Source organism: Microbacterium sp. FW305-3-2-15-F-LB2 (assembly GCF_058787255.1).
Genome location: NZ_JBYSZO010000001.1, coordinates 2,160,896 through 2,180,072, shown reverse-complemented (window position 1 = coordinate 2,180,072; position 19,177 = coordinate 2,160,896). Strand labels below are relative to the sequence as shown.

Here is a 19,177-nt window from a genome sequence, read left to right as displayed (position 1 = left end):
GCGGGAGGGCCGCCGCCCGCGGTGAGGGGAGTGCTTCCACTACCAGGATGAAGACTCTCCTGGTACCAGGATGACGCACCCCTCATGCTGGCACCATGACGACCTCCGCATCCCCCGGCACCGGTACCACCCCCGTGCCGTCGGGCGACGCCGCACCCGCGGTCCCGACCTGGCGCTACATCGGATTCCTCCTCGGACCCGGCGTCGGCACATTCGCCTTCAACGCGGTCACCGTCATCCTGCCGACGCTGCGCGACCGCTTCGGCGCGGACGACGTCTCGCTCGAACTCGTCATCGCCGGCTACGGCATCCCGTTCGCCGTTCTGCTGATCCTCGGCGGGCGACTCGGTGACCGTTTCGGTCGTCACCGCATGTACGCGGTCGGCATGGGGCTGTTCCTCGTCTCGGCCGTCGCCTGTGCTCTCGCCCCCTCGGTGCCGACCCTGATCGCGGCGAGGGTCGTGCAGGGGGTGGGCGCGGCGCTGTGCACCCCGCAGGTGCTCGCGACCATTCAGGCCACGTCCGGTGGGGTCGCGCGCACGCGGGCGATCGCCGCCTTCGGGGCGAGCGGTGGCATCGGTGCGGCGGTCGGGCAGGTCGTCGGCGGTGCGCTCGCCGCGACGAGCTTCGGTGTCGTCGACGGGTGGCGCGCCGTGTTCGTCGTCGTGGCTCTCGTCGCCGTCGCGGCGATGGCCCTTGCGCCGCTGGCCCCCCGCAGCCGCTCGCACGAGCACGTCGCGATCGACCTCGTCGGCACGGCCGCCTTGGGCATCGGCATCCTCGCCGCCTCGGTGGCGCTGACGTTCGGACCGGCGTGGAACTGGTCGTGGCCCGTGCTCGTCGCTCTCCTTGTCGCCGCGATCGCCCTCGTGGCGATGTGGCGGCACCAGGATGCCGTCGAGCGCAGCGGTCGCATTCCGTTGCTCCCTCCGAGTGTCCTGCGACTTCGCGCGCTGCAGCTCGGCCTGGTGTCGGCGGCGCTGTTCTTCGCCGGGTACTCGGCGCTGCTGTACGTGTTCCCGCGGGCGGTGGAGCAGGGCGGCATGACGTCCTTGCAGGCGGGGCTCGCGCTGCTGCCGTTCGCGGTGGTGTTCGCGGTCGTCTCGCTGACGGTCGCGCGGGTTCAGGCGCGCCTGGGCGATGCGACGCTCGCGTGGGGTGTCGGGCTGCAGGTCGTGGCGCTCCTCGCGATGTCGGTGACCGTGGTGCTGGCCTGGGGGACCGACATCGGGTGGTGGCTGCAGCCGGCGCTCGTGCTCCTCGGCGTGGGCCAGGCCCTGATCTTCTCGCCGCTGACGCAACTCGTCGTCCGCGAGGTCCCCGTGCACGCGGCCGGGCTCTCGGGTGGGATGTTCAGCACGGCGCAGCAGCTGGCCCTCTCCTTCGGCGTCATCGTCATCGGCGGTGTCGTGTCGTTCACCGGCGTCGGCGGCCGCGACGAACTGCTGGCCGGGCTCGCGCTCGACATCGTCCTCGCGGTCGCGGTGCTCGTGCTCGCGCTCGTGCTGCGCGCGCGGGGGCGCCGACGCGTCCAGGGCTGAGCCCGACGCCCGCACGTGTCGGCGGTCCCGCGACCGCGCGTCACCCGCCGTTCACCGGGGAGCGGTGGGATGGGCGTATGCGCAGGCGTCGGCCGATCACGGTGACCGCGGCGTCGTCGGTCGCGGTCGTGGGGGCGGCGGCCGTGGGGATCCGCACGCTCATCGCCCGGCAGGCCGCCATCGCGCGGCGCCGGATCGGCAAGCCCCTGGGGGAGCAGGCTCTGGATGCCGATCGGGTGTGGCGGCGCAAGAAGCATCCGGGTCCGCCGGTCGATCTGCTCCTGCTGGGGGACTCGATCGCGGCGGGCCTCGGGGCTGGTCATCGACGCGACACGCTCGGCGCCCGGCTCGCGAAGGGGATCGCGCGGTCGCAGGGACGGCCGGTGCGCCTCCGGACGTCCGCGGTGGTCGGTTCGGAGACCTCGGCGCTGACGGGGCAGCTCGCGGCGCTGCCGGACCAGTACCGCGCCGATGTCGCGGTGATCGTCGTCGGAGGCAACGATGTGACGCACCGCATCCCCGCTTCCCGCGCGGCGGGTCAGCTCGAGGGCATCGTACGAGCGCTCCGCGATCGTGGCATCCCCGTCGTCGTCGGCACGTGTCCGGACCTCGGGACTCTCCGGGCGATCCCGCAGCCGCTGCGCGCGCTCGCCGCGCGGTCGTCCCGGCAGCTCGCCGCGGCGCAGGCCGCCGCCGTGCAGCGCGCGGGAGGACGCGTCGTCGCCCTCGCGCGGGCCGTGGGACCGGTGTTCGCCGAGCGACCCGACGAGATGTTCAGCGTCGATCGATTCCACCCGAGCGCGCTGGGGTACCGGCGCACGGCCGAGGCCCTCCTGCCCGCCGTCCTCGCCGCGCTCACGACGGCGCGAATCCCGGCCCACGCATAGGTCGTCGGCCCGAACTCCTGAGTTCTGTTCGGCACGTCGGTCAGCGGCGCCGCGGCGCGCGCGGGACCGGGGAGCGGCCAGCAGACACTCAGGAGTTGGGCACGCGAGACCGGGCAGAACCGCCGGGATCCCGGCCCACGCATAGGTCGTCGGCCTAGCGTGCTGCCACGCCTCCTCTGCATACGCTCCTGACGACCTGGCACGCCGCGCCCGTTCCGCTCGGCGTGATCCTCGTGGCATCCGTGGCCTATCTCGTCGGCGTCGCTCGCGTGCGCCGTCGCGGCGAACGCTGGCCCGTGATCCGCACGGTCGGGTTCTTCGCGCTCGGTCTCGCGCCCTACGCCGTGATCGAGCTGGGTTTCCTGGGGGCGTACTCGTCCGAGCTGCGCTGGGCGTTCTCGACGCGTGTCGCGCTGCTGATCTTCGCCGTCCCCGCCGGGATCGCCGCCGGCCGCCCCCTCGACCTGTACGCCCGAGCGACGGGGGACCGCCGCCGGGCGCGACTGGACCGCTTCCTCGCGACGCGCCTCGTGCGGATCACCGGCAACGCGATGGTCGCAACGGTCGTCATCGCGGCGGTGTTCTGCCTCTTCCTCACGCCGGTGGCCGGCATCCTGCGCGTGAACCCCGTCATCGAGGCGTCGCTCGGCGTCCTCGTGCCGCTGGTGGGGCTGTCCATGGTGCTGCCGATGATGGCGCTCGGAGCCGTCCACACCGGCACGTTCATCGCCATCGAGTTCCTGCTCGCGTTCGTCGAGCTGCTGATCGACTCCGTCCCCGGCCTGCTCCTGCGGCTGAACGACACCGTGCTGGATCTCGTTCCGGATGCCGCGCAGGCGGTGTCGTGGTGGCCGTCCACGCTGCACGACCAGCATCTCGCCGGTGACCTGATCTGGTTCATCGCCGAGTTCGCGGATGTGCCGATCCTCGTCATCCTCATGATCCGGTGGATGCGCACCGACCGCGCCGAGGCGAAGAGCTTTGACGACCTGTCGGACGCGGAGTACGACGAGATGACCCGGGCCCACCTGCACGGACCCCGTTGACCCGCTGGCCGCGCCTCGCCAGGCTGGGGGAGTGCCCACCCACGACGACGTCGACGGCTTCCTGACCGACACCCTGATCGGTGACGACCCGACCCTGGATGCCGCGCTCGCCACGCAGCACGAGGCGGGGCTCCCCGCGATCGAGGTGTCACCGGTCAGCGCGAAGTTTCTGCACCTGCTCGCGCGGATCAGCGGCGCTCGGCGGGTGCTGGAGATCGGGACGCTCGGCGGCTATTCGACGATCTGGCTCGCGCGCGCGCTGCCCGAGGGCGGCCGGGTCGTGACGATCGAGGCCGAGGAGCACAATGCGGGCGTTGCGCGCGCGAACCTGGAGCGCGCGGGTGTCGCCGACCGCGTGGAGATCCGTGTCGGCCGCGGCACCGACGTCCTCCCGACCCTCCTGGGACAGGAGCCGTTCGACCTCGTCTTTGTGGATGCCGACAAGGAGTCGAATCCCGCCTACCTCGACTGGGCCGCGCGCCTGGGGCGCCCCGGCACGGTGGTGGTGCTCGACAACGTCGTTCGCGCCGGGGCGGTCGCCTACCCGCGCCCGGGGGACACGAAAGTCGCCGGTGCGCGGGCGGGTGTCGTGATGCTGGGCGAGGACCCGCGCTTCGATGCGACCGCGCTGCAGACGCTCGACCGCAAGGGCTGGGACGGCCTCGCGCTGGCCGTTCTGACCGACGCCGTGGCATCCGGGACCCAGACCGACCACATGGACGGTGACCGCGGTCACTAGACTCGACAACGGACCGACGACGCTCCGCCCTCTTCCACTCAGAACCAACGAGGAGTCCTTCGTGGCACTTATCGAGGCTGTCAACGCGCGCGAGATCCTGGATTCGCGCGGTAACCCGACCGTCGAGGTGGAGGTGCTCCTCGACGACGGCATCGTCCAGCGCGCGGCCGTTCCCTCCGGTGCGTCCACCGGCGCGTTCGAGGCTTACGAGCTGCGCGACGGCGACAAGAGCCGCTACGGCGGCAAGGGCGTCCTGAAGGCCGTCGCCGCGGTCGTCGACGAGCTCGGCCCCGCGATCGAGGGTGTCGAGGCCAGCGAGCAGCGCATCATCGACGAGATCCTCATCGAGACCGACGGCACCGAGAACAAGTCGCGCACCGGCGCCAACGCCATCCTCGGCGTCTCGCTCGCCGTCGCCAAGGCCGCCGCCGACAGCGCAGACCTGCCGCTGTTCCGCTACCTCGGCGGACCCAACGCGCACCTCCTGCCCGTCCCGCTGTTCAACGTCATCAACGGCGGCGAGCACGCCGACAACGGCATCGACTTCCAGGAGTTCTTCCTCGCGCCCATCGGCGCCGAGACCTACGGCGAGTCGCTCCGCTGGGGCACCGAGGTCTACCACGTCCTCAAGGGCGAGCTGAAGTCCGCGGGCTACAACACCGGTCTCGGCGACGAGGGCGGCTTCGCCCCCGACCTGCCCAGCAACCGCGAGGGCCTGGACTTCCTCATCCGCGCGATCGAGAAGGCCGGCTTCACCCCCGGCACCGACATCGCCGTGGGCCTCGACGTCGCCGCCACCGAGTTCTACAAGGACGGCGTCTACACCGTCGAGGGCAAGGCGTGGAGCGTCGACGAACTCGTCGACTACTTCGCCGACCTCGTCGCCAACTTCCCGATCGTCACGATCGAGGACGCGCTCGCCGAGGACGACTGGGACGGCTGGAAGAAGCTCACCGACGCGATCGGCTCCAAGGTTCAGCTCGTCGGCGACGACCTCTTCGTCACCAACCCCAAGCGTCTCCAGCAGGGCATCGACCTCGGCGTCGCCAACTCGCTCCTGGTGAAGGTCAACCAGATCGGCACGCTGTCCGAGACCCTGGATGCCATCGCCCTCGCGACCCGTTCGGGCTACACGTCGATGCTGTCGCACCGTTCGGGTGAGACCGAGGACACCACGATCGCCGACCTCGCCGTCGCGGTGAACGCCGGCCAGATCAAGACCGGGGCGCCGGCTCGCAGCGAGCGCGTCGCGAAGTACAACCAGCTCCTGCGCATCGAGGAAGACCTCGGCGACGCCGCGGTCTTCGCCGGTCGCTCGGCGTTCCCCCGCTTCAAGGGCTGAAACGCACCCGCGTGAGAAGGGGGGAGCCTTCGGGCTCCCCCCTTCGTCGTTGCCGGGACGGGCGGCCCGAGGGGATGCCGTGAGCCCGGCGCGTCATCCGAAGCGCGGCGCCCCTCGACGTAGAGTCGGATACCGTCCGGCGCCCGCACTCCGGCGTGGATGAGGAAGGAGACGTCGTGGATCGACCGACGCTCCCGTCCTCCCGCGGACGGAACGACACTCCCTCCACCTCGGCGGGGAAGAAGCGCGGACGGAATCGACCCGTGCGGGAGGTCGCTCCGGGCCCGTCGACGGTCGCCTCGCGCGAGCGCGCCCGGCCGCGCCGCGTGGACGTGCGCGCGTGGCTCGGGGGTCTGCGCGTCTCGGGCTTCGTGGTGATCATGCTGGGGCTCGTGGTCCTCGGGACCCTGGTACTCGTCCCCACGGTGGGCACCTACATGGACCAGCGTCAGCAGATCCAGGCGCTCCGCAACGCCGTGGCCCTGAGTCAGAGCGAGGTCGCCGACCTGCAATCGCAGCGCGAACGATGGTCGGATCCCGCGTACATCACGACCCAGGCGCGTGAACGCCTCTACTACACGATGCCCGGCGAGGTGGTCTATCTCATCGACGACGACCTGCCGGCCTCCGCGGCCCCCCAGGAGCAGCAGGACGTCTCGCAGGACGTCGGGCAGACGCGCACCGACTGGATGTCGCAGCTCGTTAGGTCGGTGGCGTCGGCGGGCTCCGCGCAGGTCGCCGTTCCGGCCATCGGCGTTCCCGACCCCGCACCGACTCCCTGATCCACGGCCCACGACGGGCGTGTCGGGACGCCGGGTACCCTGGAACCGATGAGCACCCCGCCCCTGCCCCCCGCCTCCGACGCCGACCTCGACGTGCTGCGCTCGCAGCTGGGTCGTGTGCCGCGCGGCGTCATCGGCATCGCGGCGCGCTGCATCTGCGGCAACCCGACCGTCGTGGCCACCTCCCCCCGCCTCGACGACGGCAGCCCGTTCCCGACCTTCTACTACCTCACCCACCCGGCCGCCACCGCGGCGATGTCGGTGCTCGAGGCGGGACACGTCATGAAGGAGTTCTCCGACCAGCTCGGCGGCGATGACGATCTGCGCGCGGCGTATCAGGCCGCTCACGAGGCGTACCTGCGAGACCGAGCGGTCTACGGCGAGCCCGAGGAGATCGCCGGGATCTCCGCCGGAGGAATGCCGACGCGTGTGAAGTGCCTCCACGCGCTCGCGGGGCATTCGCTCGCCGCCGGTCCCGGCGTGAACCCGATCGGCGACCTGGCTCTCGCTCGGGGGACATGGTCTCCCGAGCGGTGCGAATGCGAGACTCCCGGGGCGGGCGGATGAGACGCGTCGTCGCGGCCGTGGCATCCGTCGTCCTGGGCGTCGTGGTGCTGACAGGGGCGGCGGCGACACCCGCACCACAGGATTCGGCCGACCCGGTGCGCGGTGCCGAGTACTGGCTCGATCAGTACGGCATCACCGAGGCGTGGAAGACCACGCGCGGCGCGGGGCAGAAGATCGCGATCATCGACACGGGTATCGCCCGCGGACCGGTCGAGTTCTCGGGCGTGGTCGCCGGAGGCACCGACGTGTCCGGGGTGGGCGCGGCCGACGGGCGCACGCCGGTCGGTGCCGTCGACTCGAACCACGGCAGTTGGGTCGCCTCGCTGGCCGCGGCACGTGGCACGGGTGACGGTAAGGGAATGATCGGCGTCGCCCCCGAGGCCGAACTGCTCTCGATCTCGGTCGGGTTCGGTGCGGTCACCTCCAAGCCCTTCACCGAGCAGATCGCCGACGCGATGCATTGGGCGGTCGATCAGGGCGCCACCGTCATCAACATGTCGCTGACGACGAACACCCTCGACTGGGATCCCAGCTGGGACGAAGCGTTCCAGTACGCCTTCGATCACGATGTCGTCGTGGTCGTGGCCGCGGGCAACCGGGGGAGTGGCACCTCGCGCGTCGGCGCACCGGCCACGATCCCGGGCGTGCTCGCCGTCGGCGGCGTCGACCCCTCGGGCGCGGCGAGCAATGACGCCTCGACCCAGGGCATCACGATCGGTCTGTCCGCGCCCAGCGAGCGTCTGCTGGGCGTGTCCGCGGACGGCACCCTCGTGCAGTGGAACGGGACGAGCGGGGCTGCGCCGATCGTCTCCGGGATTGCGGCGCTGGTCCGTGCCGCCCATCCGGACCTGGATGCCGACAACGTCCTCAACCGCTTGATCCGCACGGCCAAGCCGGCACCCGGTGCGGGGTCGGGCCAGGACAAGCTGTACGGCTACGGCTTGGTCGATGCCGCGTCCGCCGTCTCCTCGAGCGCGGTCCCCTCGGTGACGTCGAACCCGCTCGGCGACTTGGCGGAATGGGTGCGCCTCTACCGCCGGGCGGACGCTCCCGCCCCGACCGGAGCGCCCACCGCGGCGCCCGTCGAGATCCCGCCCCTGCCGCCGGTCGAATCCGCGCCGCGCGCCTCCTCTCCGCTGCTCCCGACTCGCGACAGCCTGCTGTACGGGACGCTGCCGCTCGCGGGAGCGACCCTCGCCGCTATAATGATCTCGCTCGGCGTCAGTGCTGCTGCCCGGCGTATCCGAGAGGCGCGCACACATCGCGAGCCGAGCCGCACCACAACCCAGGAGTCTCTTCCATCGTGACCAGCACCGTGCCCAAGATCCTCATCGTCGGCGGAGGCTACGCGGGTTTCTACACTGCGTGGAAGCTCGAGAAGCTCCTCGGCCGCAACGAGGCCGAGGTCACCCTCGTCGATCCGCTGCCCTACATGACTTACCAGCCCTTCCTCCCCGAGGTCGCGGCCGGTGAGATCGAGGCCCGCCACGTCGTGGTCGGTCTGCGCCGTCACCTCAAGCGCACCACGGTCATCGCGGGCAAGGTCACCGGGATCCAGCACGCGACCAAGACGGCCACGATCACGCCGATCGTCGGCGACGAGACCTGGACGCAGGAGTACGACCAGATCGTGGTCACCGCCGGTGCCGTCTCGCGTACCTTCCCGATCCCCGGGATCGCCGAGAACGCGATCGGACTCAAGACGATCGAGGAGGCCGTCGCCATTCGCGACCGTCTGACGTCGAACTTCGAGAAGGCGTCCGTGCTCCCCGCCGGCCCGGAACGTGATCGACTGCTGACCGTCGTGGTCGTCGGTGGCGGCTTCGCCGGTATCGAGGTCTTCGCCGAGCTTCGCGCCTACGCGTCGTCGCTGCTCAAGCAGTACCCCACGCTCGCCTTCGACGACACCCACTTCCACCTCATCGAGGCGATGGGCCGCATCATGCCCGAGGTGTCCCAGAAGACGAGCGAATGGGTGCTCGCAGACCTCGCGAAGAAGGGTGCCTTCGTGCACCTCGACACGCAGGTCAAGGGCGCCGTCGACGGCGTCGTCGAGCTCTCCACCGGCGAGCAGTTGCCCACCGACCTCATCATCTGGACCGCCGGTGTCATGGCGAACCCGACCGTCGTGCGCGGCAGCGACCTGCCCGTCGAGGAGCGCGGCCGTATCCGTACGCGTCCCGACCTGCGCGTCGGCACCGACGAGGAGATCGTCGAAGGCGCCTGGGCGGCCGGTGACGTGTCGGCCGTCCCCGACCTGTCCGGCGGTGGCGTGGGCGGCTTCTGCGTCCCCAACGCGCAGCACGCGGTCCGTCAGGGCAAGCTCATGGCGAAGAACATCGTGGCGGTCCTGCGCGGCGAGCAGCCCAAGCAGTACTTCCACAAGAACCTCGGCGCGGTCGCTGGTCTGGGTCTGTACAACGGCGCATTCCAGTCGGGCAAGATCGCCCTGACCGGTCTGCTGGCGTGGTTCGCGCACCGCGGCTACCACGGTCTGGCTATGCCGACGTGGGAGCGCAAGTTCCGCGTCGTCGGCGACTGGGTGCAGAACTTCTTCCACGGCCGCGAGACGGTTTCGCTCGAGGCGGTTCAGAACCCCCGCGCGACGTTCGAGGAGTTCGCGGCGCGTCCCCGCCCCGCCCAGCCCGCGGCCGAGTCGGCCCCGGCCGAGAAGAAGCCCGAGGCCGTCGCCGCCAAGTGATTCCGATCGAAGCCCCCGTACACGGAGTGCGGGGGCTTCGTCGTTTCTCGAGGCTGCGCCCTCTGGCATTACGGTGGAGCGAGGCATCCGCCCCCGTAGCCCAATGGCAGAGGCAGGCGACTTAAAATCGCTCCAGGTGTGGGTTCGAGTCCCACCGGGGGTACGTACTCGATGTGATGATGCGGCTGCGTGCGTATCGACTGAGAGTCGGCCCCGGGCCCCTGTTGGACGGCCGCCGCGCCGTTAGGATTGTGCCGGCAGTCGTCGAACGGAGAACCCGAATATGTGGGAGTGGCTCGTCCCCATCATCGTGATCGTGGCGATCTTGGTGATCGCGGGGATCTATCTCTGGGCGACGTACAACGCGCTCGTCTCGCTGAACGTGCGTGTCGATGAAGCGTGGAGTGACATCACCGTCCAGCTCAAGCGTCGGGCCGACCTGTTGCCCAACCTCATCGAGACCGTGAAGGGCTATGCGGCGCACGAGAAGGCCGTGTTCGAGAACGTGACGCGCGCTCGCGCCGAAACCATCTCCGCGCAGAGCCCCGCCGAGGCGGGTGTCGCGGAAGGTCACATGCAGCAGGCGCTGAAGTCGCTGTTCGCGGTGGCCGAGGGCTATCCGCAGCTTCAGGCGAGCCAGAACTTCCTGCAGCTGCAGCAGTCGATCGTCGACACCGAAGACAAGATCCAGGCATCGCGTCGGTTCTACAACGGCGGCGTGCGCGAACTGAACACGAAGATCAAGGTCTTCCCCAACAACCTCTTCGCTCGTCAGCTGGGGTTCCAGTCGCGAGAGTTCTTCGAGGTCGTCGACGGCGCCGCGATCTCCGAGCCGCCGCGCGTCCAGTTCTGACCTCGGTCAGCGCCCCCTCAGCCTTCCGCGGGTGAGGGGGCGCTGTCGTACGCCGGCGCCTGAGGATGGTCATGTCGCTCCGCCGCGAGCGCACCGGCCAGTGCATCGGCGGCGTCACCCCACCGCGAGACCGTGACCCGCTCCAGCCCCTGCCACGCGGCAGCGGTACGGAGCTCGGCGGCCAAGCGTTCTGCCGCGTCCACGGGTGCACCGTGCTCCCACCAGGCGGACTGCACGCGCAGTGCCGAGGACAAACGGTCCGCCTTGAGATCGACGCGGCCGACCACGTCATCGCCGACGATGACGGGCAGCGAGTAGTAGCCGAAGCGCCGCTTCTCGGCCGGCGTGTAGATCTCGATGCGGTAGTCGAAATCGAATAGCCGCTCCGCGCGATCCCGGAACCAGACCACCGGATCGAAGGGTGTGAGAATCGCCGTCGCGTCGACGCGTCGGGGGCGGGCGGCATCCCGGTGGAGCCAGGCCCGCGCCGGTCGTCCAGCGCTCTGCCACCCTTCCACCGTCACGGGCTCGAGCTCACCCGCATCCACCAAGTCCCGAATGGCCGCGAGGACAGCTGGCCGGTCGCGGATACGCCAGTAGTCGGCGAGGTCGGCCGCCGTCGCGACGCCGTATGCCACGGCGGCGCGCCGGACGAGCTCGGCGATCGCCTCGGCACGCGGGACGGGGGAGTCCAGGACGTCGGCGGGCAGGACATGGGATGCCAGCGCGTACCGCCGCTCGAACCCACGGCGCCCCGCGATGGCGACGTCGCCCATGAGCCACAGTCGCTCCAGACCGTTCTTGACGTCGTCCCACCCCCACCAGGATCCGCGCGAGCCTTCCCTGGCGTCGTGCTCGATCTCGGCGGGACGAAGGGGCCCGCGCGCGGCCAGCTCGTCGCGGAGCCACCGCAGCAGTCCGACGTTGGCGCGGGCCCAGTCGTCATCACCGTACTTCTCGCGCAGGGCGTCGCGTCGGAACTGGAGGAGCGGCCAATCGGCGACCTCGACGAGGGATGCCACATGCGCCCACGACTCGACCCAGCGGGGTCGCCGCGAGAAGGCGAGACGGTCGAGGAGCATCGTGTCGTAGGCCCCGAGCCACGCGAACAGCGGCATGTAGTGACTGCGCGAGAAGACGTTCACCGAGTCGATCTGCAGGATCCGCATGCGCTGCAGCGTGGCGGTGATCTGGCGGGTGCCCACTGCCGTGGGACGGTGACGGCCGATGCCCTGGGCGGCCAACGCGATGCGGCGCGCGTCAGCGCGCCGAAGGGTCGTGGTCATGCGCGCCAGCGTAGACGGCGCCTCCGACATTCCGGACGTTCATGCCTCGGGCGCGGCGGTAGGCTGGCGGGATGACCGGAACCGATCCCGAGGACCGCGGATCGTTCTTCGACGCCCTCCGGCGGCGCACGGTCTCCAGCGATCTCTCCCCGGCGATTCCGCCGGCGCTCCGGCAGGTCACGGCGTACTCGTGGCGTCTGCTCGTCATCGCCGCGGCGATCGGTGTGGTGGTGTGGCTGGTCATCCAGTTGAAGCTCCTCGTGGTGCCGCTGCTGGTCGCGATCCTCATCACCGCACTCGTGTGGCCGGCTTTCTCATTCCTGCTCCGGCACCGGTGGCCGCGCTGGCTCGCGATCGTCGTCACGGTTCTCGGCACCATCGCCGTCATCTCGGGTCTGCTGTGGCTCGCGGTGTGGCAGATCACGCGAGAGTTCGGTTCGGTCCGCGACCGGACGGTCGACGCCGTCGGGCAGTTCCGGCAATACCTCATCGACGGTCCGCTGCACCTCAGCGCCCAGCAGATCGATGACGGTCTGCAGCAGGCGGGATCCTTCCTGCAGCAGCAGGCGGAGGTGCTGTGGACGGGGGCCCTCGCGATCGGCACCACGATCGGTCACGTCGCCACGGGCCTGTTGCTGACGCTGTTCATCCTGCTCTGTCTCCTCGCCGACGGCGGCGGCATCTGGCGGTGGACGACCCGACTCTTCCCGCGGGTGGCGCGACCGGCCGTCGACGGTTCGGGCCGTGCCGGGTGGCGCACGGTCGTCACGTACGCCCGTACGCAATTGCTCGTCGCGACGATCGACGCGGTCGGCATCGGACTCGGCGCCTTCCTCCTCGGCGTTCCGCTCGCGATCCCGATCGGTGTGCTGGTGTTCCTCGGCGCGTTCGTGCCGTTCGTCGGCGCCGTGGTCACGGGCGCCCTCGCGGTGTTCATCGCGCTCGTCTACAACGGCCCGCTCATCGCCCTGTTCATGCTCATCGTCGTGCTCGGCGTCCAGCAGCTCGAGAGCCACGTGCTGCAGCCGATCCTGATGGGCTCGGCGGTCAAGGTGCACCCCCTCGCGGTGGTCCTCGTCGTGGCGGGCGGGGCGATGGTGGGCGGCATCCCCGGCGCACTCTTCGCGGTGCCGCTCGCCGCGTTCGTCAACGTCGTCGCGGTGTACCTCAGCAGCCACGCGTGGCGCGACGACGGTGCTTCCGTCGATTCCGCCGACCTCATCTGGCAGACCGTGCCCCGCGACCGCGGAAGGAGATCATGAACGACACGCCCACCCTGGCCGAGTTCGAGGATGCCGCGCAGACCCTGCGCGGCATCATCACGCGGACGCCGCTCGACCAATCGCTGCACTTGACCGAACTGCTCGGCGTCCCCGTGCACCTCAAGCTCGAGAACCTCCAGCGCACCGGTTCCTTCAAGATCCGCGGCGCGACCTACCGGCTGTCCCGGTTGACGGCGGAGGAGCGCGCGCGCGGTGTCGTCGCGGCCTCGGCGGGCAACCACGCGCAGGGCGTCGCGCTTGCGGCGCAGCAGCTGGGTATCTCCGCGACGATCTTCATGCCCCTCGGTGTCCCCGTCCCCAAACTCCTCGCGACGCGGGGGTACGGTGCCGAGGTCGTCCTCGAGGGCGCGACCGTCGAGACGCCGCTGCGGCTCGCAGCCGAATTCGCCGAACGCACCGGCGCGGTGCTGATCCACCCGTTCGACCACCGCGACATCATCGTCGGACAGGGCACCCTGGGTCTCGAACTCGTCGAGGACCTGCCCGATCTCGAGACCGTCATCGTCGGCATCGGCGGCGGCGGCCTGGCGGCGGGCATGGCCGCCGCGATCAAGGCACGGGCGGCCGCCGAGGGACGCGAGGTCCGCATCATCGGCGTCCAGGCAGAGAACTCCGCGGCCTACCCGACGTCGCTCGCTGCCGGCCATCCGATCCAGGTGCCGACGACGCCGACGATCGCCGACGGCATCGCCGTCGCGCGTCCCGGCGACCTGCCCTTCGAGCTGATCCGCCAGTACGTCGACGAGGTCGTCACCGTCACGGAGGACGACATCGCCCGCGCCCTCCTCGTGCTCCTCGAGCGCGCCAAGCAGGTCGTCGAGCCTGCCGGCGCGGTCGGGGTCGCCGCAATCCTCGCCGGCAAGGTCCAAGCCACGGGGACGACGGTCACGGTCCTCTCCGGCGGGAACATCGACCCGCTGCTGCTGCAGCGTGTCGTCGCGCACGGACTGTCGGCATCCGGACGCTACATGTCGCTGCGCATCCCGCTTCCCGATCGGCCGGGCCAGCTCGCGCGCGTGTCGGAGCTGCTGGCGCAGGTGGGCGCCAACGTCATCGAGGTGCTGCACACGCGGCACGGGCAGGGCCTGCAGATCAGCGAGGTGATCCTGCAGCTGAGCGTGGAGACCCGTGGCGCCGAGCATCGTGCGCTCGTGATCCGCACGCTCGAGCAAGCCGGTTTCATCGCGACCGTCGTGCCCAACTGACGCCGACCGGCAGTTCGGGGCGCATGACGCACCTTGGGGCGGCATTCTCACGCCCCGAACGCGGTAACGCGACCTGAACGACGTGGCACCGATGGTGCACCCCACGACGCGACGAGCCGCTCACCCGGTCGGGGGAGCGGCTCGCGGCGTCTTCGGGTCACTGACCCGAGTAGGTCTCGACCTTCACGATCTCGACGGAGATCTGCTTGCCGTTGGGGGCGGTGTACGCGCCGCTGTCGCCCTCTTTCATGCCGAGGATCGCGGCCCCGAGGGGGGAGGCCTCGCTGTACACGTCGAGTTCGGAGTCGACGGCGATCTCACGGTTGCCGAGGAGGAACTTCTCTTCGCCCCCGGCGATGATCGCCGTCACGACGGTGCCGGACTCGACCACGCCGGTGCTCTCGGGGGCTTCGCCGACCTTGGCGTCCTTCAGCAGCTGCTGGAGGGTGCGGATGCGCGCCTCCTGCTTGCCCTGCTCGTCCTTGGCGGCGTGGTAGCCGCCGTTCTCCTTGAGGTCGCCCTCTTCGCGGGCGGATTCGATGCGCTTCGCGATCTCTTCGCGGCCCGTGGTCGAGAGGTGCTCGAGCTCGTGGGCGAGACGGTCGTAGGCATCCTGGGTGAGGAACGTCACCTGAGCGTCGCTGGACACGGTGGTCTCCTTCGTCGATCGTGCCGGCGGGGTGGGCATCGAGAGCGCGTCCGCCGGGACATATGTCGAACGCCCTGGCTTCGAGCCAGGGCGCGTCTTGAAGAAAAAGCCTACGGCACCCAGCAGGAGTTGACAAAACCCGTCGTCGCGAGCGCGAGCGTAGGGATCTCCTCCGAGAACGCCCGGGTGTGATCGTCGGATGCCGGGTACTCCACGACGCGCCAGCCGACGGTGCCGTGATCCTCATCCTGGGCCTCGATCGCGCACGCGACCGGCTGCCCGACGGGTGCGGTGATCTGGAACGAGATCGAGACGTGCTCGGCATCCGTGACCGTGAAGCCGGTGTCGGTGGACGTCACCGACGCGAGGCTGTTGGCGACCGTGGTCCACCCGAGGGCGACCGTCAGACCGAGCGCCACGACGCCGACGATGCTCCACAGCGCGATGCGCCGCCGTGGCGACCGGGTGCGGCCGTAGCGATCGTCGAGCACGGCTTGCGTCGTCATGGTCTCCCCGGGCTTTAGGCTGGACTTCCAGGCTACGCGCTTCCGCCCGGACCGAAGGACTCCATGCTCACCGCGCTCGCGGCCCTCGCGGCCACGCCCACCCCGTCGACTCCTGACGAATCGATCGTGACCCCGGGCCCGCTCGGGTTCGCCGCCGTCGCCTTCATCGGTGTGGCGGTGTTCCTGCTCGTGTGGGACATGCTGCGCCGCATCCGTCGCGGACGGTACCGCGAAGAGGTCAACGCGGAACTGGATGCCGAGGAGCAGGCGAGAGCGGCACAGCGAGCCAGCGAGACCGACGACGAAGACATCGATCCTGACGCTCCCCGCAGCTGAGGACGGCTCGCGGGGACGGTCCCGTCGTCAGCCGCCGTGGTATGCCGGTGCGAGGGCGATCAGCAGGCACGCGGTCCAGTGGCAGAGGAACGCCAGCACCGTGCACACGTGGAAGATCTCGTGGAAGCCGAAGTGGCCGGGCCACGGGTTGGGTCGCTTCAGGGCGTACACGATGGCGCCGGCGGTGTAGAGCACGCCGCCGACCACGACGAGCACCATCATGGCGACGTTCGCGGTGAGGAGGTCACCGATGTACATCACCGCCGCCCAACCGAGGGCGAGATAGAGGGCGACATAGAGCCACCGGGGTGCGTTGATCCAGAACACCCGGAAGAAGATGCCGAGGATCGCGCCGCCCCAGACGATGGACAACAACAGGATCGTCTGCGGGGTCGGGAGCGCGAGGACGGCGAGCGGCGTATACGTTCCCGCGATCAGCAGCAGGATGTTCGCGTGGTCGATGCGCTTGAGCAGGACCCTCGTCTTCGGCTTCCAGTCGAACCGGTGGTAGAGCGCCGAGTTCCCGAACAGCAGCATCGAGGTCGCCATGAACACGGCCGATGCCCACTTCGCCGGAGTGCCCTGCGCGAGGGTGATCAGGACGATCCCGGCGGCGATTGCCACGGGGAACGTACCGGCGTGGATCCATCCGCGCCAGGTGGGCTTCAGGTCCGCCTGCGCACCGACGGCCCCGGCCTCCAACAGGGGGAGCTGGGGCATCTCGGGTCCGTCGCCGGCGGGGAAGGATGTCACGCTTCGACCCTACGTCGATCCCCATACCCCGTCGTGTACATGCCGCTTCGGGCGGCTCGCCGGGAGGCGCCTCGCAGCACGACGTGGCGGGCGCGACGCGGTAGCGTGGGCGGGTGGCGCGAGTGTGGAGAAACGAGGGGCGGGGCCTCCTCTACCGGCTGTACATCCAGCGCCTTCGCCGTCAGATGCCGACGACGGTCCCGCATCACGTCGCCATGATGATCGACGGCAATCGGCGGTGGGCCCGGCAGCTCGGTTTCGACAGCGCCGCGCACGGCCATCGCGCCGGGGCGGCCAAGATGCACGAGTTCTTGCGCTGGTGCGACGATCTCGGCATCCGGGTCGTGTCGCTCTACCTGCTGTCCAACGACAACCTCCGCAAGCGCGACTCCCGCGAACTCGAGGACCTCATCGAGATCATCGCGGAACTGGCCCGTGAGCTGTCGCATGAACCCGACTGGCGGGTGCAGCACGTGGGCCGCGCCGACGACCTCCCGCCGGGGCTGGCCGAGGTGCTGCGCGAGGTCACCGAACGCACCCGATCGCACACCGGTCTGCACGTGAATCTCGCCGTGGGATACGGCGGGCGTAGCGAGATCGTCGACGCCGTCCGGAGCATCATCGCCAAGCACGACGAGCGAGGAGGTTCGCTCGAGGAACTCGCGGCGAGCCTCACGCCCGAGCAGATCGGTGAGCATCTCTACACCGGTGGCCAGGCCGATCCCGACCTCGTGATCCGCACGTCGGGGGAGCAGCGGCTCAGCGACTTCCTGCTGTGGCAGTCGGCTCATTCGGAGTTCTATTTCGTCGAGGCCCTCGGGCCCGATCTGCGCGAGGTGGACTTCCTCCGAGCCATCCGCGACTTCACCAAGCGCGACCGGCGATTTGGTCAGTAGCAGCGTTAACGTACTCGTCATTTTTCCGGGCGTGTTCGCGACCCCACGGGCCCGCGCGAGGCCTTACGGTGAGGTCATCGGGCACGGAGCCCGATCGAGTCGGCCTTCGGATCGCGACTCGTGACCCACAGGTCGACTCGTGACAGCCGGGTGAGACACCCGGGTCGGGAGTGGGTTGTGACTGCACGAGCACCGTACGACCAGCGGAACGTCGTCGACAGCAGTGTTTCGGAACCGGATGCCTCAGCCGATCAGGCTCTGCGCACGTACGTTCTGGACACCTCCGTTCTGTTGAGCGATCCGCGGGCGTTCTTCCGCTTCGCCGAGCATTCGGTCGTGATTCCGGTCGTGGTGATCACGGAGCTCGAGGGTAAACGTCACGATCCCTCGATCGGGTACTTCGCCCGGCAGGCGCTGCGACACCTCGACGAGCTGCGCATCGAGCACGGCCGCCTCGACTTCCCGGTCCCTGTGGGCACCGACGGCACGCTGCGGGTCGAACTCAACAACACCGACCCGTCGGTTCTCCCCTCGGGTATGCGCCTCGGTGACAACGACAGCCGCATCCTCGCCGTCGCGATGAACATCGCGCGGGACGGCGCGGAGGTCACGGTCGTGTCGAAGGACCTCCCGATGCGCGTGAAGGCCTCGTCGCTCGGCCTGTCCGCGGAGGAGTACCTCGCCGAACAGGCGATGGACTCCGGTTGGACGGGCATCTCATCGATCGACGTGTCCGGTGACGACCTCAGCGACCTGTACGAGGCGGAGGTCGCCTCCAGTGAAGACGTGCGCGGTCTGCCCATCAACACGGGCTTGATCATCCACTCCGAGCGTGGCTCCGCGCTGGGCCGCGTCACCGGCGATGGTGAATACCGGCTCGTCCGCGGCGACCGGGATGCCTTCGGGCTGCATGGTCGTTCCGCGGAACAGCGCATCGCGCTCGACCTCCTGCTCGACCCCGAGGTGGGGATCGTCTCCCTCGGCGGGCGCGCGGGTACGGGCAAGTCGGCGCTCGCGCTCTGCGCGGGTCTGGAGGCCGTCCTCGAGCGGCAGCAGCAGAAGAAGATCATCGTCTTCCGTCCGCTCTTCGCCGTCGGAGGGCAGGAGCTCGGGTACCTGCCCGGTGACCAGGCCGAGAAGATGAACCCGTGGGGTCAGGCCGTTTTCGACACCCTGGGGTCGCTCGTCTCGAGCAACGTGCTGGAAGAGGTGCTCGCACGCGGTCTCCTCGAGGTGATGCCGCTGACTCACATCCGCGGCCGTTCGCTGCACGACGCGTTCGTGATCGTCGACGAGGCGCAGTCCTTGGAGCGGAACGTCCTCCTCACGGTGTTGAGCCGCATCGGCCAGAACTCCCGGGTCGTGCTCACCCACGACGTCGGGCAGCGCGACAACCTCCGCGTCGGGCGGCACGACGGTGTCGCGTCGGTGATCGAGACGCTGAAGGGTCACAGCCTGTTCGGTCACATCACCCTGACGCGGTCGGAACGCTCCGCGATCGCCGCGCTCGTGACCGAATTGCTGGAGGCCGGCGAACTGTCCTGATCGCCGACCCGCTTACCGTTCGTCGGGAGGTGCAGATGAGAGGTTTCTCATCTGCACCTCCCCGCTTTCTCACGGGGACCGGACAGAGTTATTCCAGAGGCGAGGGAGACCTCGTCACCGCCTCGGCGGTTCCCCCCAATAAATGAAAAAGAGATCGGTTCGCCGCGCAGGTCACCGCCGTTTCGGGTACGTCGGAAGACCGCCGCGAACCTTCTCCCCATCCCCCCGGTTCCCCCCACCGGGGGTTTTTGGGTTTTGGG

19 protein-coding genes and 1 tRNA gene are annotated in these 19,177 nt (G+C 69.8%); 16 read left to right on the top strand and 4 right to left on the bottom strand.

What is annotated here, in order from left to right; all coding sequences use genetic code 11:
• Nucleotides 1-95 precede the first annotated feature (95 nt).
• The 11 genes from AC3WLZ_RS10595 to AC3WLZ_RS10545 all read left to right on the top strand — a co-directional run bounded on the left by AC3WLZ_RS10595 (nt 96) and on the right by AC3WLZ_RS10545 (nt 10,458).
• Nucleotides 96-1,541, top strand: a complete 1,446-nt coding sequence (locus tag AC3WLZ_RS10595) for an MFS transporter (protein ID WP_492470001.1) — start codon at nt 96-98, stop codon at nt 1,539-1,541.
• Between the two features lie 77 nt (nt 1,542-1,618).
• Nucleotides 1,619-2,428, top strand: a complete 810-nt coding sequence (locus AC3WLZ_RS10590; RefSeq protein WP_412924910.1) for an SGNH/GDSL hydrolase family protein — start codon at nt 1,619-1,621, stop codon at nt 2,426-2,428.
• A gap of 233 nt (nt 2,429-2,661) precedes the next feature.
• A complete protein-coding gene (locus tag AC3WLZ_RS10585) occupies nt 2,662-3,474 on the top strand; it encodes a cytochrome c oxidase assembly protein (protein ID WP_492470000.1) in 813 nt (270 codons plus the stop codon).
• 31 nt (nt 3,475-3,505) lie between these two features.
• Nucleotides 3,506-4,213 (top strand): O-methyltransferase, encoded by a 708-nt coding sequence (locus AC3WLZ_RS10580; protein WP_492469999.1) that lies wholly within the window; start codon nt 3,506-3,508, stop codon nt 4,211-4,213.
• 61 nt (nt 4,214-4,274) lie between these two features.
• Nucleotides 4,275-5,555: a phosphopyruvate hydratase gene (gene eno, locus AC3WLZ_RS10575; RefSeq protein WP_492469998.1), complete on the top strand. Its 1,281-nt coding sequence runs from the start codon at nt 4,275-4,277 to the stop codon at nt 5,553-5,555.
• A gap of 176 nt (nt 5,556-5,731) precedes the next feature.
• Nucleotides 5,732-6,337 carry an FtsB family cell division protein gene (locus AC3WLZ_RS10570; protein WP_492469997.1) on the top strand — a complete coding sequence of 202 codons (606 nt, stop codon included), beginning with the start codon at nt 5,732-5,734 and terminating at the stop codon, nt 6,335-6,337.
• 48 nt (nt 6,338-6,385) lie between these two features.
• Nucleotides 6,386-6,904, top strand: a complete 519-nt coding sequence (locus AC3WLZ_RS10565) for a DUF501 domain-containing protein (RefSeq protein ID WP_412924905.1) — start codon at nt 6,386-6,388, stop codon at nt 6,902-6,904.
• The gene (locus tag AC3WLZ_RS10560) at nt 6,901-8,211 is read left to right on the top strand and encodes a S8 family serine peptidase (RefSeq protein ID WP_412924904.1); all 1,311 of its coding nucleotides are present in this window, start codon (nt 6,901-6,903) and stop codon (nt 8,209-8,211) included. Before AC3WLZ_RS10565 ends, AC3WLZ_RS10560 begins: the two co-directional genes overlap by 4 nt.
• A gap of 8 nt (nt 8,212-8,219) precedes the next feature.
• The gene (locus AC3WLZ_RS10555) at nt 8,220-9,605 is read left to right on the top strand and encodes an NAD(P)/FAD-dependent oxidoreductase (protein ID WP_492470968.1); all 1,386 of its coding nucleotides are present in this window, start codon (nt 8,220-8,222) and stop codon (nt 9,603-9,605) included.
• Nucleotides 9,606-9,694: 89 nt separating this feature from the next.
• Nucleotides 9,695-9,768, top strand: a tRNA-Leu gene (locus AC3WLZ_RS10550).
• Between the two features lie 120 nt (nt 9,769-9,888).
• On the top strand, nt 9,889-10,458 hold the full coding sequence (locus AC3WLZ_RS10545) for a LemA family protein (protein ID WP_492469996.1): 570 nt from the start codon (nt 9,889-9,891) through the stop codon (nt 10,456-10,458).
• A gap of 17 nt (nt 10,459-10,475) precedes the next feature.
• On the opposite strand, the gene AC3WLZ_RS10540 is transcribed toward AC3WLZ_RS10545, so the two are convergent.
• Nucleotides 10,476-11,744 (bottom strand): winged helix-turn-helix domain-containing protein, encoded by a 1,269-nt coding sequence (locus AC3WLZ_RS10540; protein WP_492469995.1) that lies wholly within the window; start codon nt 11,742-11,744, stop codon nt 10,476-10,478.
• A 71-nt stretch (nt 11,745-11,815) separates the two neighbouring features.
• On the opposite strand from AC3WLZ_RS10540, the gene AC3WLZ_RS10535 reads away from it, so the two are divergent.
• Together AC3WLZ_RS10535 and ilvA are read left to right on the top strand one after the other, a co-directional pair.
• On the top strand, nt 11,816-13,006 hold the full coding sequence (locus tag AC3WLZ_RS10535; protein ID WP_492469994.1) for an AI-2E family transporter: 1,191 nt from the start codon (nt 11,816-11,818) through the stop codon (nt 13,004-13,006).
• Nucleotides 13,003-14,232 (top strand): threonine ammonia-lyase, encoded by a 1,230-nt coding sequence (gene ilvA, locus AC3WLZ_RS10530; protein WP_492469993.1) that lies wholly within the window; start codon nt 13,003-13,005, stop codon nt 14,230-14,232. Before AC3WLZ_RS10535 ends, ilvA begins: the two co-directional genes overlap by 4 nt.
• 157 nt (nt 14,233-14,389) lie before the next feature.
• Here ilvA and greA read toward each other — a convergent pair whose 3' ends face one another.
• Together greA and AC3WLZ_RS10520 are read right to left on the bottom strand one after the other, a co-directional pair.
• Complete coding sequence (gene greA / locus AC3WLZ_RS10525) at nt 14,390-14,881, bottom strand: transcription elongation factor GreA (protein WP_412924899.1); 492 nt, start codon at nt 14,879-14,881, stop codon at nt 14,390-14,392.
• Between the two features lie 110 nt (nt 14,882-14,991).
• Nucleotides 14,992-15,387, bottom strand: a complete 396-nt coding sequence (locus AC3WLZ_RS10520; protein ID WP_492469992.1) for a DUF4307 domain-containing protein — start codon at nt 15,385-15,387, stop codon at nt 14,992-14,994.
• Between the two features lie 63 nt (nt 15,388-15,450).
• Here AC3WLZ_RS10520 and AC3WLZ_RS10515 point away from each other — a divergent pair, with 63 nt between their 5' ends.
• Nucleotides 15,451-15,723, top strand: coding sequence for a hypothetical protein (locus AC3WLZ_RS10515; RefSeq protein ID WP_412924897.1), 273 nt, complete (start codon nt 15,451-15,453; stop codon nt 15,721-15,723).
• Between the two features lie 27 nt (nt 15,724-15,750).
• On the opposite strand, the gene trhA is transcribed toward AC3WLZ_RS10515, so the two are convergent.
• Complete coding sequence (trhA, locus tag AC3WLZ_RS10510; protein WP_412926138.1) at nt 15,751-16,443, bottom strand: PAQR family membrane homeostasis protein TrhA; 693 nt, start codon at nt 16,441-16,443, stop codon at nt 15,751-15,753.
• Between the two features lie 155 nt (nt 16,444-16,598).
• On the opposite strand from trhA, the gene AC3WLZ_RS10505 reads away from it, so the two are divergent.
• Together AC3WLZ_RS10505 and phoH2 are read left to right on the top strand one after the other, a co-directional pair.
• Nucleotides 16,599-17,372, top strand: a complete 774-nt coding sequence (locus AC3WLZ_RS10505) for an isoprenyl transferase (protein ID WP_492470967.1) — start codon at nt 16,599-16,601, stop codon at nt 17,370-17,372.
• A gap of 177 nt (nt 17,373-17,549) precedes the next feature.
• Nucleotides 17,550-18,917 (top strand): RNA 5'-3' helicase PhoH2, encoded by a 1,368-nt coding sequence (gene phoH2 / locus AC3WLZ_RS10500; RefSeq protein WP_492469991.1) that lies wholly within the window; start codon nt 17,550-17,552, stop codon nt 18,915-18,917.
• The last annotated feature ends 260 nt before the right edge of the window (nt 18,918-19,177 follow it).

What these genes read in the sequence shown, in the direction of transcription:
- AC3WLZ_RS10595 (WP_492470001.1), top strand. Translation starts at nt 96, where the DNA reads ATGACGACCTCCGCATCCCCCGGCACCGGTACCACCCCCGTGCCGTCG.
- ilvA (WP_492469993.1), top strand. Translation starts at nt 13,003, where the DNA reads ATGAACGACACGCCCACCCTGGCCGAGTTCGAGGATGCCGCGCAGACC.
- trhA (WP_412926138.1), bottom strand. Translation starts at nt 16,443, where the DNA reads ATGCCCCAGCTCCCCCTGTTGGAGGCCGGGGCCGTCGGTGCGCAGGCG.
- AC3WLZ_RS10565 (WP_412924905.1), top strand. Translation starts at nt 6,386, where the DNA reads ATGAGCACCCCGCCCCTGCCCCCCGCCTCCGACGCCGACCTCGACGTG.
- AC3WLZ_RS10590 (WP_412924910.1), top strand. Translation starts at nt 1,619, where the DNA reads ATGCGCAGGCGTCGGCCGATCACGGTGACCGCGGCGTCGTCGGTCGCG.
- AC3WLZ_RS10535 (WP_492469994.1), top strand. Translation starts at nt 11,816, where the DNA reads ATGACCGGAACCGATCCCGAGGACCGCGGATCGTTCTTCGACGCCCTC.
- AC3WLZ_RS10540 (WP_492469995.1), bottom strand. Translation starts at nt 11,744, where the DNA reads ATGACCACGACCCTTCGGCGCGCTGACGCGCGCCGCATCGCGTTGGCC.
- AC3WLZ_RS10520 (WP_492469992.1), bottom strand. Translation starts at nt 15,387, where the DNA reads ATGACGACGCAAGCCGTGCTCGACGATCGCTACGGCCGCACCCGGTCG.
- AC3WLZ_RS10545 (WP_492469996.1), top strand. Translation starts at nt 9,889, where the DNA reads ATGTGGGAGTGGCTCGTCCCCATCATCGTGATCGTGGCGATCTTGGTG.
- AC3WLZ_RS10560 (WP_412924904.1), top strand. Translation starts at nt 6,901, where the DNA reads ATGAGACGCGTCGTCGCGGCCGTGGCATCCGTCGTCCTGGGCGTCGTG.
- AC3WLZ_RS10515 (WP_412924897.1), top strand. Translation starts at nt 15,451, where the DNA reads ATGCTCACCGCGCTCGCGGCCCTCGCGGCCACGCCCACCCCGTCGACT.